The sequence below is a fragment of the Streptomyces sp. NPDC058221 genome, assembly GCF_042882365.1.
In the GTDB taxonomy this organism is placed as follows: domain Bacteria; phylum Actinomycetota; class Actinomycetes; order Streptomycetales; family Streptomycetaceae; genus Streptomyces.
Window position 1 is genome coordinate 30,564 of record NZ_JBHVWF010000002.1, and the last position, 17,251, is coordinate 47,814.

At 68.3% G+C, this 17,251-nt stretch carries 20 protein-coding genes; 13 read left to right on the forward strand and 7 right to left on the reverse strand.

Features of this window, described 5'->3' with window-relative positions; all coding sequences use genetic code 11:
- Position 1: 1 nt before the first annotated feature.
- Positions 2-1,501 (reverse strand): peptide MFS transporter, encoded by a 1,500-nt coding sequence (locus tag ACFVW8_RS00965; protein WP_389685444.1) that lies wholly within the window; start codon positions 1,499-1,501, stop codon positions 2-4.
- A gap of 156 nt (positions 1,502-1,657) precedes the next feature.
- On the opposite strand from ACFVW8_RS00965, the gene ACFVW8_RS00970 reads away from it, so the two are divergent.
- From ACFVW8_RS00970 to ACFVW8_RS00990, 5 genes are all read left to right on the forward strand, one after another.
- Positions 1,658-2,668, forward strand: a complete 1,011-nt coding sequence (locus ACFVW8_RS00970; protein ID WP_389685445.1) for a polyprenyl synthetase family protein — start codon at positions 1,658-1,660, stop codon at positions 2,666-2,668.
- Between the two features lie 218 nt (positions 2,669-2,886).
- On the forward strand, positions 2,887-4,125 hold the full coding sequence (locus ACFVW8_RS00975; RefSeq protein ID WP_389685446.1) for an outer membrane lipoprotein carrier protein LolA: 1,239 nt from the start codon (positions 2,887-2,889) through the stop codon (positions 4,123-4,125).
- 107 nt (positions 4,126-4,232) lie between these two features.
- Positions 4,233-5,222 carry an ABC transporter ATP-binding protein gene (locus tag ACFVW8_RS00980; RefSeq protein WP_389685447.1) on the forward strand — a complete coding sequence of 330 codons (990 nt, stop codon included), beginning with the start codon at positions 4,233-4,235 and terminating at the stop codon, positions 5,220-5,222.
- Positions 5,209-6,147, forward strand: a complete 939-nt coding sequence (locus tag ACFVW8_RS00985) for an ABC transporter permease (protein WP_389685448.1) — start codon at positions 5,209-5,211, stop codon at positions 6,145-6,147. The genes ACFVW8_RS00980 and ACFVW8_RS00985 overlap by 14 nt, the downstream gene beginning before the upstream one ends.
- 197 nt (positions 6,148-6,344) lie before the next feature.
- A complete protein-coding gene (locus ACFVW8_RS00990) occupies positions 6,345-6,935 on the forward strand; it encodes a TetR/AcrR family transcriptional regulator (RefSeq protein WP_389685449.1) in 591 nt (196 codons plus the stop codon).
- 45 nt (positions 6,936-6,980) lie between these two features.
- Here the strand turns inward: ACFVW8_RS00990 and ACFVW8_RS00995 are convergent, their stop codons facing one another.
- Both ACFVW8_RS00995 and ACFVW8_RS01000 read right to left on the reverse strand, forming a co-directional pair.
- Positions 6,981-7,151 (reverse strand): hypothetical protein, encoded by a 171-nt coding sequence (locus ACFVW8_RS00995; protein ID WP_389685450.1) that lies wholly within the window; start codon positions 7,149-7,151, stop codon positions 6,981-6,983.
- Positions 7,151-7,375, reverse strand: coding sequence for a hypothetical protein (locus ACFVW8_RS01000; RefSeq protein WP_389685451.1), 225 nt, complete (start codon positions 7,373-7,375; stop codon positions 7,151-7,153). The genes ACFVW8_RS00995 and ACFVW8_RS01000 overlap by 1 nt, the downstream gene beginning before the upstream one ends.
- Positions 7,376-7,448: 73 nt before the next feature.
- Here ACFVW8_RS01000 and ACFVW8_RS01005 point away from each other — a divergent pair, with 73 nt between their 5' ends.
- From ACFVW8_RS01005 to ACFVW8_RS01030, 6 genes are all read left to right on the forward strand, one after another.
- On the forward strand, positions 7,449-8,069 hold the full coding sequence (locus ACFVW8_RS01005) for a TetR family transcriptional regulator C-terminal domain-containing protein (protein WP_389685452.1): 621 nt from the start codon (positions 7,449-7,451) through the stop codon (positions 8,067-8,069).
- A gap of 110 nt (positions 8,070-8,179) precedes the next feature.
- Positions 8,180-8,452 carry a hypothetical protein gene (locus ACFVW8_RS01010; protein ID WP_389685453.1) on the forward strand — a complete coding sequence of 91 codons (273 nt, stop codon included), beginning with the start codon at positions 8,180-8,182 and terminating at the stop codon, positions 8,450-8,452.
- Complete coding sequence (locus ACFVW8_RS01015) at positions 8,398-10,332, forward strand: restriction endonuclease fold toxin (RefSeq protein ID WP_389685454.1); 1,935 nt, start codon at positions 8,398-8,400, stop codon at positions 10,330-10,332. Before ACFVW8_RS01010 ends, ACFVW8_RS01015 begins: the two co-directional genes overlap by 55 nt.
- Before the next feature lie 3 nt (positions 10,333-10,335).
- Positions 10,336-10,695 (forward strand): hypothetical protein, encoded by a 360-nt coding sequence (locus ACFVW8_RS01020; RefSeq protein ID WP_389685455.1) that lies wholly within the window; start codon positions 10,336-10,338, stop codon positions 10,693-10,695.
- A gap of 735 nt (positions 10,696-11,430) precedes the next feature.
- A complete protein-coding gene (locus tag ACFVW8_RS01025) occupies positions 11,431-11,709 on the forward strand; it encodes a hypothetical protein (RefSeq protein WP_389685456.1) in 279 nt (92 codons plus the stop codon).
- 162 nt (positions 11,710-11,871) lie between these two features.
- A complete protein-coding gene (locus ACFVW8_RS01030) occupies positions 11,872-12,441 on the forward strand; it encodes a DinB family protein (protein ID WP_389685457.1) in 570 nt (189 codons plus the stop codon).
- Positions 12,442-12,449: 8 nt separating this feature from the next.
- Here the strand turns inward: ACFVW8_RS01030 and ACFVW8_RS01035 are convergent, their stop codons facing one another.
- The 3 genes from ACFVW8_RS01035 to ACFVW8_RS01045 form a co-directional block, all read right to left on the reverse strand.
- A complete protein-coding gene (locus tag ACFVW8_RS01035; protein WP_389685458.1) occupies positions 12,450-12,989 on the reverse strand; it encodes a hypothetical protein in 540 nt (179 codons plus the stop codon).
- Between the two features lie 50 nt (positions 12,990-13,039).
- Entirely contained in the window at positions 13,040-13,633 is a 594-nt protein-coding gene (locus ACFVW8_RS01040; RefSeq protein ID WP_389685459.1) for a hypothetical protein, read from the reverse strand.
- Positions 13,634-13,931: 298 nt separating this feature from the next.
- Entirely contained in the window at positions 13,932-14,741 is an 810-nt protein-coding gene (locus ACFVW8_RS01045) for an HAD family hydrolase (RefSeq protein ID WP_389685460.1), read from the reverse strand.
- A gap of 250 nt (positions 14,742-14,991) precedes the next feature.
- On the opposite strand from ACFVW8_RS01045, the gene ACFVW8_RS01050 reads away from it, so the two are divergent.
- The gene (locus ACFVW8_RS01050) at positions 14,992-15,594 is read left to right on the forward strand and encodes a hypothetical protein (RefSeq protein WP_389685461.1); all 603 of its coding nucleotides are present in this window, start codon (positions 14,992-14,994) and stop codon (positions 15,592-15,594) included.
- 181 nt (positions 15,595-15,775) lie between these two features.
- On the opposite strand, the gene ACFVW8_RS01055 is transcribed toward ACFVW8_RS01050, so the two are convergent.
- A complete protein-coding gene (locus tag ACFVW8_RS01055) occupies positions 15,776-16,747 on the reverse strand; it encodes an SDR family NAD(P)-dependent oxidoreductase (protein ID WP_389685462.1) in 972 nt (323 codons plus the stop codon).
- Positions 16,748-16,802: 55 nt separating this feature from the next.
- Between ACFVW8_RS01055 and ACFVW8_RS01060 the strand changes: the two genes are divergently transcribed.
- A complete protein-coding gene (locus ACFVW8_RS01060) occupies positions 16,803-17,225 on the forward strand; it encodes a MerR family transcriptional regulator (RefSeq protein ID WP_389685463.1) in 423 nt (140 codons plus the stop codon).
- Positions 17,226-17,251: the final 26 nt, after the last annotated feature.

Here is a 17,251-nt window from a genome sequence, read left to right on the forward strand (position 1 = left end):
CTCAGTGGACGGGGTGCATGGTGCGCTTGAGCCAGGGGGCGGCGGCGACGACGGCCACACCGGCCGCCACCGCGATAGCGCCATTGACACCGAAGTAGGCGGGGTTGGAGACCTCGCCGTACAGCTTCACGATCTGGGCCTGGATGCCGTTGGCGAGGGCCAGCGAGAGGAACCAGAGCGCCATCGTCTGGCTGGCGAACGCCTTCGGGGCGAGCTTCGTGGTCGCGGACATGCCGGAGGTCTCCAGCAGGATGTCGCCGAGGCCGAGCAGCAGATACGAGCCGACGATCCACCAGGCGGCCATCTTGTAGCTGTCCCCGGAGTGCCCGGAGGTCGGCAGGACCATCAGCAGGAACGAGAGCCCGCCGAGGATCACGCCGATCGCGATCTTGTTGGACGCGTGCGGCTGGCGGGTCCCCATCCGCGCCCAGACGGCGGCGACCACCGGGGCCAGCGCCACCTCGAAGGCGCCGAGCGCCGAGGCGTACCAGGAGGCCGGGAAGTGGAAGCCGAAGATCTCTGTTCGGGCGTTGGTCGATGCCAGCAGCATCATCGTCGAGTACGCCTGGAAGAGGATGAAGTTGAAGACGACGGAGGCCAGGAAGAGCACCACGTACGGACGCAGCCTGCCGCGCTCCTCCGGGGTGACCCGGGGGCTCCGGAACATCACCGCGAAGTAGACGACCGGGGCGATCACCGAGATGAGGGTGAGCAGGTCGACGAAGCGGTCCATGGTGAGCCAGCCCGCCAGCGCCAGTGCGGTGGCGAGCGCGGCGACCACGACGACGCCGACGACGATGAGCCGCACGGCCCGGCGCATCGGTGCGGGGGCCAGCGCGAATTCGGCGGTCTTCTTACGCCCGGCCAGGTGACGGCGGCCCAGTACGTACTGGATCAGGCCGAGCGTCATACCGAAGGCCGCGGCCGAGAAGCCCCAGTGCCAGCTCGCGTGGTCACCCAGCCAGCCGGTGATCAGCGGCCCGAGGAACGCGCCGATGTTGATGCCCATGTAGTAGAGGGCGAAGCCGGCGTCACGGCGCTCGTCGTCGGTGCGGTAGAGCTTGCCGACCATGGTGGCCACATTGGGCTTGAGCAGGCCCGTTCCGGCGCTGATCAGGCCCAGGCCGACCCAGGTCATGGCGTTGGTGGGCACCGCCATGGCGTAGTGCCCGAAGGCGATGAGGATGCCGCCGTACAGGACGGCGCGGTACGAGCCGAGGATCCGGTCGGCCAGCCAGCCGCCGGCCACGGAGACCAGATAGACGAGGGTGCCGTAGGCGGCGGAGACGGACGCGGCGGTGCCGGCCTCCATCCCCATGCCGCCGTTGGCGACGGTGTCGGCGAAGTAGAGGACCAGGATCGCCTGCATGCCGAGGAACGAGAACCGCTCCCAGACCTCCAGGCCGGACAGGGTCATCAGACCCCGTGGCTGGCCGAAGAAGGCGTGGTCGTCGCCGGGTGGGGGCTGGGCGGACTCGGTGTCGGCAGCGGTGTGGGACAAAGGGACAACTCCTGATCGTATGAGCTGATCCCGAACATACCGGCGGTGGCGGGAAGGCGCCCACGGTGATCCAAAGGGGACCGGATACGCTGACTTGAGTGATGACAGCGACACATCGACATTCCGTGTGATCGTCAGCAGACAGGAGATCCCCTCGTGACCGTCGTCGGGCCGTTCGGACTGAGCGTGCGGGACCAGGCTCTTGAAGCCGGTGTCCAGGCCGGTTTGGCTGCTGTCGAGTCGGGGCTGCTCGATGCGACCAAGAGCGAGGTGCCCTTCATCACAGAGGCCGCGCAGCACCTGGTGCACGCGGGCGGCAAGCGGTTCCGGCCGTTGCTGGCGATGCTGGCGGCCCAGTTCGGTGACGCGGAGGCCCCCGGTGTGGTGCCCGCGGCCGTGGTCGTCGAGCTGACGCATCTCGCGACGCTGTACCACGACGACGTGATGGACGAGGCCGACGTGCGGCGCGGGGTCGACAGCGCCAATTCCCGCTGGGGCAACTCGGTGGCGGTGCTGACCGGCGATTTTCTCTTCGCGCGCGCGTCGCACATTCTGGCCGACCTCGGCCCCGAGGCCGTGCGCATCCAGGCCGAGGCGTTCGAGCGGCTGGTCACCGGCCAGATCCTGGAGACGGCGGGACCGCGTGACGGCCGCGACCCGGTCGAGCACTACCTCGAGGTGATGCGCGGCAAGACCGGTTCGCTGGTCGCCGTGGCCTGCCGCTTCGGCGCGATGATGGCCGGTGCCGACGATGCGGCGACCGACACCCTCACCCAGTACGGCGAGCGGCTCGGTGTCGCCTTCCAGCTCGCCGACGACGTCCTCGACATCGCCTCCGACTCCCACGAGTCCGGCAAGACCCCCGGCACCGACCTCCTCGAAGGCATCCCGACGCTGCCCGTGCTCCATCTGAGGGCGCAGGCCGCGGCCGACGGCAAGCCGGACGACCTGGAGCTCGTCGCGCTGCTGGACGGCGATCTGACCGAAGGCGACCGGCTCGCCGAGGCGCTGCGCCGGCTGCGCGCCCACCCGGCGCTGGACCAGGCGCGGCGCGACACCATCCGGTACGCGGAGGAGGCACGGGCCACGCTGGCCCCGCTGCCCGTCTGTTACGCCAGGTCCGCGCTGGAAGAGATGTGCGACGCCGTGGTGCACCGCGCGGGCTGAGAAGCGCTGCGCGCCGACCCCTACGGGATGGCGGAGCAACGGCCTCCCGGTGTCATCCCGAAGAGGTAGGTGGAGTTGCTCCCGGGGGCTGACGCCTGAAGCGGCCCGATTTGGTCAGATGGAGAACAACCACTCCTGACCAAAACGGGTGAGAATGGCGGCACGGAGTGGACGAGTGCATCCCGACGGAAGCCGCCGACCACGGAGGTAGGGCACACATGGCACCGAACGACAGCGCAGGGACCAACGGCACGACCGGGCACGGAACCGGAGGCGCCGTCGCAGGCCGCCGGAAGGCGGTGCGCTACGTCGTCCCCGTCGCGGTGGCGGGAGTGGCGGCCGCGACGATCGGGCTGGTCCCGGCGCTCGCGAGCTCGGGCGACCCGGATCTGCCCGAGATCACCGCGCAGAAACTCATCGAGAAGATCGCCGCCTCGGACACGGAGCAGCTGTCCGGCACGGTGAAGATCAGCACCGACCTCGGCATCCCCTCCCTGGGCGGACTGGCCGGCTCCTTCGTCCCGGACGGCGCGGGCGACAAGGGCTCGGCCGACGCCGACCCGCAGACGAAGCTGACGGAGCTGGCCTCCGGCACGCACACCCTCCGGGTCGCCGCCGACGGCCCCGACAAGCAGCGGGTGTCCATCCTGGACAACGCGTCCGAGTACAGCCTCATCCACAACGGCGACCAGGTCTGGGCGTACGACAGCAAGTCGAACGCGGTCTACCACGCCAAGGAGAAGGCAGCGGACGCCGCGAAGCGCGGCGAGCACCGGGCCGCCCCCGACGGCGTACCGGCCACCCCGAAGGCCTTCGCCGAACAGGCACTCAAGGCCGCCGACGGCACCACGTCCGTGAAGGTCGAGGGCACCGCGCAGGTCGCCGGCCGCGACGCCTACCGGCTGGTCATCAAGCCCGAGCAGAGCGGCTCCACGATCGGTTCGATCACCGTCGCGGTGGACGCGAAGAGCGGCGTGCCGCTCAAGTTCACGCTGCAGCCCAGCAGCGGCGGCAAGACGGCCGTCGACGCCGGATTCACCTCGGTCGACTTCGGCAAGCCGGACGCGTCCTCGTTCTCCTTCACCCCGCCCAAGGGCGCGAAGATCACCGAGGCGGACAGCGCGGCAGGCAGGCACGAGAAGGCGCAGAAGGCCGAGGGCGGCCTGAGCGGGCTGAGCGAGCTCAAGGGTCTGAACGTGATCGGCAAGGGCTGGAACAGCATCGCCGAGATCAAGGGCCCCGGTGGCGGCAAGGGCGCCCCGTCGAAGGCGTCGGGTGACGTACCGGCCGAGGCGCAGGAGCTGCTGGGCTCGATCGGCGACAAGGTCACCGGGAAGTTCGGCTCGGGCACGGTCTTCAAGACCCGCCTGGTCAACGCCCTGATGACCGATGACGGACGGGTGTACGTCGGCGCGGTCACCAAGGACGCGCTGGTGAAGGCCGCGAACGCCGGCTGACACCACCTGGCTGTATGCACCAGCAGTCCGCCCCGCCGTAGCCTCCATACGGCGGGGCGGACGCGATCCGCGACCGCTGCCCGCATCGCGACCCATCGGGAGTAGCCATGACAGGTGCCGACATCGCGCCCGTGATCGAGCCCGTACCCGTGAGCGAGCCGGTGCCCGTGATCGAGACCCGGGGCCTGACCAAGCGATACCGGGGCGGCCAGCTCGCCGTCGACGGGCTCGACCTCACCGTCCCCGGCGGCAGCGTCTTCGGCTTCCTCGGCCCCAACGGCTCCGGGAAGACCACCACCATCCGGATGCTGATGGGGCTGATCGACCCGACGTCCGGCACCGCGAGCGTCCTGGGCCACTCCATGCCGGCCACGGCCCGCACGGTGCTTCCGCAGGTCGGGGCGCTGATCGAAGGGCCCGCGCTGTACGGGTTCCTGAGCGGCCGGGACAACCTCGTGCGCTACGACCGCGCCGACCCCACCGCCGATCCGCGTACGCGCAACGACCGCGTCGGCCACGCCCTGGACCGGGTCGGCCTGGCCGCCGCGGGCGCAAAGAAGGCGCGGGCGTACTCACTGGGCATGAAGCAGCGCCTCGGCCTCGCCGCCGCCCTGCTCAGGCCCCGCCGGCTGCTCGTCCTGGACGAGCCGACCAACGGCCTGGACCCGCAGGGCATGCGGGAGATCCGCACCCTGGTCCGGGAGCTGGCCGCCGAGGGCACCACGGTCTTCCTCTCCTCCCACCTCCTCGACGAGATCGAGCAGGTCTGCACGCACGCGGCGGTCATGGCACGCGGCCGGCTGCTCACCCAGGGCCCGGTCGCCGATCTCGCGGCGGGCACCCGCGGCCGGCTCGCCGTCACCACCCCGGACCCGGCCGACGCCGCCCGCGTCCTCGACGAGCACGGGATCGGCGGAGTCACCGTGGACGGCGAGCGGGTACGCGCCGACGCCCCACCGGGCTCCGTCGAACTGTCCGACCTGAACGCGGCCCTGGTGCAAGCCGGGGTCCGGGTACGGTCCTTCGGCGTCGAACGGGCCTCGCTGGAGGACGCCTTCGTCGCGCTCACCGGAGAGGGATTCGATGTCGCAGGCTGAACCGACGCAGGCCGATCCGCCCCAGGCCGATCCGTCGCAGGCGGAACAGGTACCCGGGGAGACGACGCACCCATCCCGGCGCAACCCCCTGTGGACGCTCGGCATCCTGCGCTCCGAACTGACCACCACGCTGCGCCGCTGGCGCACGATCGCCCTGCTCGGAGTGCTGGCCGCCGTCCCCGTGCTGATCGGGATCGCGGTGCGCATCGAGACGGCCGACGGCTCACCGGCCGGCCCCGGCGAGAGCGGGGCCGGCCCCGCGTTCCTCTCCCAGGTCACCAACAACGGCCTCTTCCTGGTCTTCGCCTCCCTCGCCGCCACGCTCCCGGTCTTCCTCCCGATGGCGGTGGGCGTCATCGCGGGCGACTCCGTCGCGGGCGAGGCCAACGCGGGCACGCTGCGCTACCTGCTGGTCGCCCCGGCCGGCCGGACCCGGCTGCTGCTCACCAAGTACGCCACCACGCTGGCCTTCTGTCTGATCGCGACCCTGGTCGTGGCGGTGTCCGCACTGATCGTGGGCGCGCTGCTGTTCCCCGTCGGCGATGTCACGACGATCTCCGGCACCCGGATCGGCTTCGGCGAGGGACTGGTGAGAGCGGCGGTCATCGCGGTGGCGGTCGCCGTGTCACTGATCGGCTTCGCGGCGATCGGACTGTTCGTCTCGACCCTCACCAACAGCGGCATCGCGGCCATGGCGGCCACGGTCGGCCTGCTGATCACGGTGCAGATCCTGGACACCATTCCGCAGCTGCACGGGATCCATCCGTACCTCTTCCCGCACTACTGGCTGTCCTTCGCGGACCTGCTGCGCGCCCCCGTCTACTGGGACGACCTGCTGAAGAACCTGGAGCTCCAGGGCCTGTACGCGGCGGTGTTCGGCTCGGCGGCCTGGGCACGTTTCACGGCGAAGGACATCACCGCCTGACCGGGCCGGCTGTCTCACCCGTACCGTCGGCCGGGCGAGCCGTCCCCCGATCGGCTCGTCGCGGCACGAACGGCACGAACGGTGTGGAAGCGCTGGAACAAGCCGACACGCTACGTTCCGTTTCCACGTGAGCATTGTTCGACTTTTGGCGACGGGCTGTCAACAAGGATTGGCTCGAACAGCCCTATGCTCACCGAATGATCACATCGCCGAGTTCACTGCGCCGCAGCGAGAGCTCACGCAGGGCGACCCTGGAAGCCGCCCTCGACCTGTGCACGGAGAAGGGGTACGGCCGCGTCACGGTCGAGGCCATCGCCGCGCGGGCGGGTGTCAGCAAGAAGACGATCTACCGCTGGTGGCCGTCAAAGAGTGCGGTGCTGCTGGAGGCGTTCACGGAGGCCCTGGTCCTGGCCACCCCGTTCGCCGACACCGGCGACATCGCCGCGGACCTGCGAACCCACGTGGCGAGCGCGGTCGGTGTCCTCTCCGTACCGCCCTTCGGCCCCGCGTACGCCGGAATACTCTCCGAGGTCCATCACGACGACGACTTGGCCGAAACAGTTCGCACCCAACTGATCGAACCCCGCTTCGAAGCAGCGGTCGACCGCCTGCGCAGCGCCCAGGAAAAGGGCCAGATCCCGCCGGGCGCCGATCTGCGGCTGGCGGTGGAGATGCTCTACGGCCCGGTCTACTACCGCCATGTGCTGCGCAAGCCGATGCAGGACGCGGAGGCGGTGGCGACGCTGGTCGAGCACGTGCTGCGGTCGCTGGGGGCGGTGGCGGGCTGACGCCGACGGGCGGGGGAACGGGCCGCCGTGACCCGCCGGTCGCCGTCAGTCGTCGGGCGCACCGGGCCGATCGTCCGCGCGGCCCGCCTTCCGCCAGATCACGGTCATGCCGAGCGCCAGCACGGCCAGGGCCACGACGACGATGACGGCCTTGAGCGCGGAGTCCACCAACAGGTGGTGGACGAGGTCGGAGGACTCCGCTGCGACGGCGGTCATCACCAGCGGTCCCGTCGTCGGTTCCGAGACGGCCCGTCCTCCAACCTCCGGGCAGCGGCGCGCAGTCCGGCGCGCACTGCGGGGTCCGCGTAACGGCGTACTTGGTCGAGCCTGCCCCTGCGTTTGAGGGTCAGGGCGATGGTGAAGACCACCAGCGCCAGTACGACGAGGACGCCCGCCACCAGGGCGAATCTGATCAGCATGAGGTTGAGGTACGTCTCCACGAAGGGCCTCCGTAGTTTTTTTATCACGACCGTGATACCAGCCTTTCTATCACAGCAGTGATAGAAAGGTTGCATGCCGAAGTACGTGGATTCCGAAGCCCGCCGTCGCGACGTCGTGGACGCGCTTTTCCGAGTGGTCGTCCGCGATGGCCTGCAGCGCACGTCGCTGCGCGCCGTCGCGGACGAGGCCGAGCTCAACATCGGTTCCCTGCGCCACTACTTCGCCAGTCAGCAGGAGTTGATGGATTTCGCGATGCAGTCGATGCTCGACCGGCTCGGCAGCCGGCTGGTGGAGCGCGTCGAGCAGATCGGGAAGCTGAGCGCTCACCCCCGCGCCGAACAGGTCCGACTGGCAGCCGACCTCCTGGCCGAGCTGCTCCCGCTCGACGAGCGACGCCGCGCCGAGGTCACCGTCTTCCTGGACTTCAACGCGGCCGCACGCACCAATCCGGACTTCGGTGACCTCTCGCGCCAGGCCGCCGCCGGCGCGAGAAGGCTCGTGCGCCGCGTCCTCGCCGCGCTCGACGAAGCCGGAACCCTGAGCCCTGGCCGTGACCTCGACATCGAAACCGAGCGTCTCGCCGCGCTCCTGGACGGACTCGGGCTCGGCGCCGTACTGCACCCGGACGTCGTGAGCCCGCGGATGTGCGTCGAAGTGCTGCACGCGCACCTGGGAGATCTGCGGTGCAGTTGATGCCGTTGGCCGTGCGCTGAAGCACAGTCGGCCCTGGAACCCCCTTGTGATCACACATGGTTTGCTCTAACTTTTGCATGCGCGTTTGCAAATCACACCTGGGGGTGGGCGTGGCGTTCTGGATGGCGGCAGCGTCGGTGTGGGGTGTGCTGCAGTTGCTGCTGCTCACCTGGCCGGTGCGGACGGTGCGCTGGCCGACGGTGTTCCTTGCCCTCGGGGTGGGGGCGTACGGATGTGGCCTTGCATCGATGCTGGTGGAGCTGGTGACCGCACGGCAGTTGGCTGCCTCGCGCCACGAAACCGTCAGCGCTGTGCTGGACACCGTGTCGTGGACGACCGCTCCGGTCGCGGAAGAACTGATCAAGATCGCCCCCAGGGCCTGACCTGGACCTACGAGTACGACCCGGCCGGGCACCTGGTCTCCGAGAGAGACTTCGACAGCCGCACCCTCACCTATGCGCACGACCAGGCGGGCGGGCTCACCGCACACACCGACCCGCTGGGCCAGGTCACGCGCTACACCCACGACGCACTGGGCCGCATCCTCACCAAGGACGCAGCCGGGCAACGCACCACGTTCCGCTGGTCGCCGACGGGCGATCTCCTCCGGGCCACAAGCCCTGGAGCGGCCCTGGAGCGGACGTATGACCCAGCCGGCCGCATGACGTCCGAGACGGTCAATGGCCTCACTCTGCAGCTGGACTACGACGCCTCGGGCAACCTGGTGGGCCGGGAGACTCCCACCGGCGCCGTCTCCACGTACACCCACGACCTCGCCGGACAACGCACGGGCCTGACAGCATCCGGACGGACTGTCACCCACGAACTCGACCCGGCGGGCCGGGAATCCAGGCGTTCCTGGAACGGCGTCCTCTCCCTGACCCAGCGCAGGGACCCGGCGGGCCGCATCACCACCCGTTCGTACGCGACCACGGTCCCGCTCCTGAACCACACCCACACATGGCGCCCCGACGGGCACCTCACGGCCACCGACGACACCAGCTACAGCCTCGACGCCACCGGCAGAGTCACCCACGTCAACGCGGACACCTGGCAGGAGTCGTACGCCTACGACCAGGCGGGCAACCAGACACAGGCCGCCTGGCCCGAGGCCCTCCCGCACTCAGAAGCCACCGGTGTCCGCACGTACACCGGAACCCGTATCCAAACCGCGGGCAGCATCCGCTACGAGCACGACGCCGCCGGCCGCACCACGCTCCGTCAGAAGACGCGCCTCTCCAGGAAACCCGACACCTGGCACTACACCTGGGACGCCGAGGACCGTCTCGTCCGAGTGATCACCCCGGACGGAACCGCTTGGCGCTACACCTACGACCCGCTGGGCCGCCGCACCACGAAGCAACGCATGGCCTCCGACGACACGGTCGCTGAGGAAACGGTCTTCACCTGGCAGGGCAACACGCTCATAGAGCAGACGACGGCATCCTCCGACTGGCCCGGCCGGGAAACCCTCACCTGGGACCACGACACCGACGGCCTGACCCCTCTCACCCAGACCACCCGCTACACCCCGGCGGCCGAGGCCACCCAGCCCGAGGTCAACGCCCGCTTCTACGCGATCATCACCGACCTGATCGGCACCCCCACCCACCTGGTCGACGAATCCGGCCACATCGCGTGGCAAGCCCAGGCCACCCTCTGGGGCACCACCACCTGGAACCACGATGCCACCGCGTATATCCCACTCCGATTCCCGGGCCAATACGACGACTTGGAGACGGGGCACCACTACAATCTCCACCGCCACTACGACCCCGAAACAGCCCGATACCTGAGCCCGGACCCGCTGGGGTTGAGGCCGGCGCCCAACCCATCTGCCTACGTCCACAACCCCACGACTGCGGTGGACCCTGACGGACTGGCGCCGCGGTACGTCACCACACTTTCCAATCAGGCTCGCAAGCGTCACGCTGAGGGAAAACTGGGAGAAGCTGCCGACATCCACTATGAAGACATGGTGCGAGCCCGCGTAGGTGGGACGTCCATGGTTATCCAGGGGCGCGAGATTGATGTCGTAAATCACAATGCACTTATACAAGTGAAACGCAGTCTGGCAGCCGTAAATCGTCCGCGAAATTTCCTGAGCCAGAGCACGAGGAAGCAAATAAAGGCGACAGCGAGAATTTCCGACGAGATGGGATTGGAGGCAGAGTATTGGTTTAAGTATGGAGTTCATCCGGATGTTCGGAAATATATTGAAGGTAAGGGCGTGAAGGTGATCTTGGGGCTAGGGGAACATTAAGCGATGTCTCGTTTCTGTAACGTCAGAGGGTACCTGGACTGCGATTTCGGTGACCTTGATCAGATTCGACAACTTGTGGATGGGTATACCGGTCGAGGGGGAGAGTTCGGTCTCTCCGAGGAAATCGTCCAACTCTATTCCATGGGATGGCTGTATCAGCAGGTGGAAATTAATTGGGTTGCGCACGCATTTTTCGGCGCCTCGGTCAATCGCGGCGGACTCGGTCTCATTCGCGATCAGCTGGAGAACATTGCAAGGATCGTCGCAGACGTCGAAGGAGTCTTCTTCGTCGATGATGACGAGGGTGAGCAATCCGAGGGCTGGCGGGTGGCCGGTGGGCAAGTGACCGTAGTCAGTCGATAGGGGCCGCAGATGACCTGGCGGTGAATCCGGAAGCCTGGGAGAATGATTCGCTTGAGGCTTTCCTGACTTCCTGGGCGGCCTGGATGGATGGCATTCCGGGGTGGTATGAGAATCAGGGAGAGGCTGTTCCTGATCAAACCCGATTGGCAATTGATTGTGCACATGGTCTTGGCTGCCCGCAACTATGAATAGTAGCAATCGGGCCATCCTGGACAGCTCGGCATCGTGTGTGCCGTTCGCTGTTGTTGGAGTGGGGTCTTGATGGGATTGTGCCTGTTTCCCAGTGATGGGGAAACTGATGGGCCGGATGCATGTTTCTCGTACCGTGAATTCGCAAAATTTCGCAGGAGCTTGGCATGGAAGGAAGGGATTGTTCTCGGTGACATGCAAGGATTTGGCGGCGAAACTCCGTGGAGCGGCGTCACTACTGTCCTTGAACCCCTCCTGAATCACCCGGATGATCACGGTAGGGATCTTTCAGCTGAAGAATGCAAACTGATCTTGCCGCGACTTGAGAGGGTGATTTCGGACTGTGGATCGCGTGCTGATTTGAACTCTGAAGTGCGGAATTATATGGGGCAACTTCGCGATCTCCTCGCAGTGCTCCAAGTTTGCGTAAAAAAGAACGTTGAGTTGGGATTTGCGTGAGGGGCCCAGTCGATACGGGGCCCGCCTCGGTGATCAATAATCAGGGTGGTGGAGAGTATGCGAACGGAGGTGAAAAATCGTCTCACCATGTCCAACGCACTTGTGTCGGCCCGACGTGAATCCCGATCCTCGGATTCATGTGCATGGGTGTGGGTATTTCCGCTGCGTGACGGAACGTTCAGGATCTCAACAGTCGAAATTCCACAACACCTTGTGAGCGAAGATGCCTGCTTCGGGGAAGAAGACATCGAACGAGTGTACGTGGCCACGGTGGCGACCCCGGAAGATGTCGATGACGTGCTGCGGGACCTCGGCGTCGATCCGGACAGCTTGGACGCTCCTTGGAAAAGCGAATTCCCGCTGTAGTCGATCACGCCCCGTGGGACCGGGTCGTTGATATCGCAAAGCCGCTCGCACCGGTGGGGCCCGAAGTGCGCATGAGTGCCCCTGATGGCGTGGGTTGACGCGGCAGGCGACGGCGTCCGTGAGGGCCCGCAGGCAGGCCTTCGGTGTATGTACTGTGCGTGCATGACAAGAAGCGAGCGGCTCGCGGACCAGTTGGACTGGTACTGGCGCAAAAACCTGCGGCCGCGGCTGGAGGGTCTTACTGATGACGAGTACTTCTGGGAGCCGGTGCCCGGCTGCTGGAGCATCCGCCAGCGTGGCACGTCGGACGCTCCGCTGTCGGGAGGTTCGGGGGAATGGGCGATGGACTCCGCGTCCCCCGACCAGGCGCCGGAGCCGGCGCCGGTGACCACGATTGCCTGGCGCCTCGGGCACATCATCGTCTCGTGCCTGGCCTATCGGGTCGAGTGGTACTTCGGCGGCCAGGACTTCGACGCCGATGCGTTCGCCTACGCGGGGACCGCTGACGAGGCACTGAAACAGCTCGATGAGATGTACGGGCGATGGAACGCGGGGGTCCGCGAGCTCTCGGATACCGACCTGGAGAACCCGCCCGCGATGGGCCCCGAGCCGTATCCCATGGAGAACAGGGCCCTGCACGTCAACAGGGAGCTGATCCATCACGGCGCCGAGATCTCCCTGCTGCGCGACCTCTACCGCTGGCAGGACGGAGCCGTACCGCGACGAGTATGACTTTCTCGTCACGGCCGCATCTGGTCATGCGCGCGAGTCAGGACGGTCCTTGCGCGTGACTGGCCGACGGCGAACGCGAACACACCCAGGACCGCTGCGCCCGCAGTCGCCGCAAGCGCCACGCCGGGCCGGAACCACGCAGGCAGCTCGGCGAACAGCTCACCGGCGGTGAACAGCACACCGATGAGGATGACCGCCGTCAGCAGGATCCCTCCCACGGTAACCGCTGCACCGCAATCAGCCAGGAGCTTCCACGCTCGTGCGCGCAGCGCTCCGGGGCCCTCGGGACGAAACGGCCTCTGGGCTCTCTTGACCTCGTCGGGCCACCGGACGACGACAACGTCGTCCACATCGTCGGAATCGAGCCCGATGCAGCGAATGCCGATCGCCCGCCCGACGAGGCCGCGCCCGCTGCCGGGCATCGGCAGCGGGCAGGCCACCCTCCGGTGAAGGGCCCCATGGCCCGGTACGCGGGCGCTGATGACGAGCGTGTCGGGCCCCTGCACCTCGCTGGGGCCGTCCTCGATCGCGTCGTCGATCACGCCCACGGCGAGGTGCCCCTCGGCCGACCGGGTCCGCTTCCCGGAATGCCTGCTGCTCATAGTTGGCCATCCTTCATGTCGTCGGACCATCCTTCGAGCAGGACGTCGTGCAGGTCGTCGGGATCGAGGGTGTTGTGACGGAAGCGGATCGGTTTTCCGAGCCGCCGACGAGGGCTGTTTCCGTCCTGGTAGACCTTCCGGTGCAGGAATACCCCGTCGGACAACTCGGCGCTGACCCTCAACTCGTAGTACGTAGGGTCGTCGCCGCTGCCGGGACGCTCGACCACCCTGTCGACCCGGCCTGTCGATACATACCCGTCTGCGAAGCAGGCTGCGCGGCGCTCACGACCGCCCACGACCAGGAGGGCGGCTCCGACGAGCGGCACCCCGACGGCGACGCTCCCCAGCCACCAGTACACGTCCGTGCGGTCGATGCCGGCGACGCTGAACCAGACGGCCAACGCGAGCCCCGCAATGGGAGCGAGGAGGAGCAGCGAGAGGCCGACCAGCGCCACCACCAGGCCGCTCGTCTCCACCCGCGACCAGCGCCGGATGCGCGTCCGGGTCTCGGGCGTGCGCGCCTTCGCCATCCACTCCGCGGTCTGGTCATCAGCGTTGTGGAGCGGGATCCTCCGGTCGAGCCAGTTCATCGCATGCTCCTTAGCGCTGCGTTCCGGCGGTGACGTTCGGCTCGCGCTGCCGCGTTTTCACGGTGCGGTGCGGTCGTCGGTGCCGACGAGGCCGTCGAGCCCCGCGCGGTCCTTCTCCAACGAGGCTGCGGCGATGCCTGGTTGCCCCACTGCGGAGCGGCTTTCGCTCCCTGCCTGCTCGGTTCCACACAGCCAGTCGGAGACGAGTCTTCCTGGAAACCTCCCCGCCATCAATGGGGGATGGTTACGTTCCGGAGGAGTCAGGCCTCCGGAAACGCGGCTCTGAACGCGGTGCCGGTCAGCCGCCGAAGACCCGCTCCAGGACCACCGCGACCCCGTCCTCCTCATGGGACAGCGTCACCTCGTCCGCGGCGGCCCGCAGGAGCGGGTGGGCGTTGGCCATCGCCACGCCGTAGCCGCAACTGCGGAACATCGGCAGGTCGTTGGGCATGTCCCCGAAGGCGATCGCGGTCGTCGGGTCCAGCCCCAGGTACTCGGCGGCCAGCGCGATCCCGGCGCCCTTGTCCACGCCGTACGGCTGAAGCTCGACCGTCCCCGGCCCGGACAGCGTGACGGTGGCGAGGTCCCCGACAGCCTCGTGTGCGGCGGCAGCCAGGGCGTCGTCGTCCAGCTCCGGGTGCCGGATCAGTACCTTGACGACCGGGGCGGCCCACAACTCGTTCCGGTGGAGCGCCTGGTGGGCCGGCAGCGCGGGGTGCGGCATCAGGTAGCCCGGCTCGATCAGGGTCCGCCCGTCGGGGCCGTCCTGATCCACCGCCGCGTAGACCTGGCCCACCTGCGCCTCTATCTTGCCGAGTGCCGCATCGGCCAGCTCCCGGTCGAGCGTCACCGCACGTACGATGCGCCCCGCCCCGGCGTCGTACAACTGCGTCCCCTGCCCGCAGACGGCCAGCCCCTGGTACCCGATCCCGGCGAGCAGGCCCCGCACTCCCGGCACCGGCCGCCCGGTGACCACGAGATGCCGGGCCCCGGCGGCTGCGGCGAGGCCGAGCGCGGCGCGGGAGCGGGGGCTCACGGTGTCGTCGCGGCGCAACAGGGTGCCGTCCAGGTCCGTGGCGACGAGGGCATATGCGGGCGGGAGAGGCATGGGGCAAGCCTAGGGCTGTCTGTCCCACGGCCGGTCGGTCGGGCAGGGCACGGTCTAGGGTCGTGTCATGCCCCTGCCTGCAGTTCCGAAGCGCCGGTCCACCCTCGGGGAAGAGCTCGCGTTGCTGCGGCGTCGGCAGCGCGCGCGTCGGCGCCGGCGCCTCACGGCTGCCGGGGCCGGTCTCTGCGTGATCGTCGGAGGCTTATGGCTTCCCCTGGGCGCCGGGCCCGCACCGGGCGACCATGCGCCCATGGCCATATGTGCCTTCGGCAGAACCACGCTGCGCGCCGACGTGGACGCGGATGGGCACCTGGACGAGATCCGCGACCTGAACCGCGGCGGTGTCGGCTCGGTGACCTTCCAGAGAGACGATCACCGCACCACTGTCGGCACCGGCGCTGCCCTCGGGTTCTGGCAGAAGCTGCGTGGCGCGCCGAAGGAGGGCATGGCGACACGGGGAACCTTCGGCGACTTCGACGGTGACGGGTACCTCGATCTGGCGTTCTTCTACAGCCGGCGCGACTCGGGCGACAACCCGCAGGAGGACATGCTGGTGCATGAGGTGCGCTACGGGCCCCTCGCGCGCGACCTGAGCAGCGACCGGACCGGCACCATCCGCATGAGGCAGTCGACGTTCGTGTTCGGGGTGTGGGTCACCGACACCGACCACGACGGCCGCTCCGAGCTCCAGGTCCTCCAGTCGGCCGGGGACGGCATGGCTGTCCGCCATGTCGGTCGGCAGAGCGGTGGCGGGATTTCTGTGAGCGACGAGGAGGCCGACACCTACGCAGGACCGGACTGGCCCGGGGCGGAGCTCGGGCCGCTCGGCTTCCCTGCCTGCACGGCTCGCTAGACGTCAATCGCGGCCGTGCGGTCGGCCTCGCGGGCGTACCGGAGCTCCTCGGCCAAGATGCGCCCCCCGACGGCGGATGGCCAGGCAGGCCGGCTCGGGACCGCCGTGACGAGCCCAAGAGCGGCCCGTCCCGCGCTGCGTGCCGCTGCGGCACGCAGCGCGGCATCTGCAGAGCGCGGGTTCATCGGTTGATGGGCGTGGCGCCGGTCACGGCGACAGACAGGTCCCAGAGCCGGGCGGCCTCCTCGGGGTCGATGGCGTACGCGCGTACGCCGCCGTCATCCATGGGAGTGCCGGGGGCGGTGACGCGGGCGATGTCGCAGTCCTCCAGGTAGAGCCCGCCGCGGCCGTCGAGGAGCGGGGACGTAGCAGCCCACAGGCCGGTGGCTGCCCCCTGCGAGGGGGTCTTGAAGTCTGCGCCGACCACATTGCCGTGCTCGTCCACCCACCCGCGGTCGATCTGCTCCTGGAGCGGCATCTCCCGCTGGAGACCGGTGATGATCTTGCCGGGGTGGAGGCTGAACGCCCGGACCCCGTCGCCTTGCCCGAGGGCATCGAGGTGCACGGCGAACAGGGCGTTGGCGGTCTTGGCCTGGCCGTAGGCCAGCCACTGGTCGTAGCCGGTGCGGAAGTGCGGATCGTGCCAGCGGATGCCGGTCAGGGTGTGTCCGGCGGAGCTGTTCACCACGACGCGCGCGCCGCCTGCGGCGGCCAGGAGCGGGTAGAGCTCGCAGGCGAGGGTGAAGTGTCCGAAGTGGTTGGCGGTGAGCTGGCTTTCCCAGCCGGGCCCGACGTGCCGCTCCGGGGTGGCCATGACGCCGGCGACGGCCATCAGGAGGTCGAGCCGGTCGATACGGTCGCTGATGTGCGCGGCGGCTGAGTGGACGCTGCCGAGGTCGGTCAGGTCCATGGGGATGACCTCGCTGCCCTTCACCTCCTTCAGAGCGGCACGGGCGACGTGGGGGCGGCGAGCGGGAACGACGACCCGGGCCCCGGCGGCCGCCAGAGCTCGGGTGGTTTCCAGGCCGAGCCCCGAGTAGCCCCCGGTCACCACAGCGGTCATGCCGGAGAAGTCATGGCCGGCCACGATGTCCTCGGCGGTGGTGGCCGTGGAGAAGGGCGAGCCGAGCGGCTGCTGATCAGTAACGGTCATGCCGCAGACGCTACGATCTAGAGCGAGGTCTAGATCAAGTCCAGGGGTGAGCGGCATGACAACCACCGAAGCGGCCGCGCAGTCGCTGAGTATCGGCGAGGTGGCTGAGCGCACCGGACTGAGCGTGCACGCCCTGCGCTTCTACGAGCGCGAGGGCCTGCTCGTCGGACCGGTCCAGCGCACGTCGGGCGGCCGACGGCGCTACACGTCCGTCGATGTCGACTGGTTGCTGATCTGCGTCAAGCTCCGCGAATCCGGTATGCCGCTCGCCGACCTCAAGCACTTCGCCGAACTGGTACGCCACGGACCGGGCAACGAGGCAGAACGCCTGCACCTGCTCGAAGCCCATCGACAGCGCGTCGACGCACAGATCCAGGCACTGGAGGAGTGCCGATCCGTCATCACTTGGAAGGTCGGTGTCTACGCCGAGCACCTCGCCGGCGGCGAAGCCGGCGGGCTCTGGGACCCGACAGCTTGAAGCCGGCGCGGACAGCCGCGTCGTGT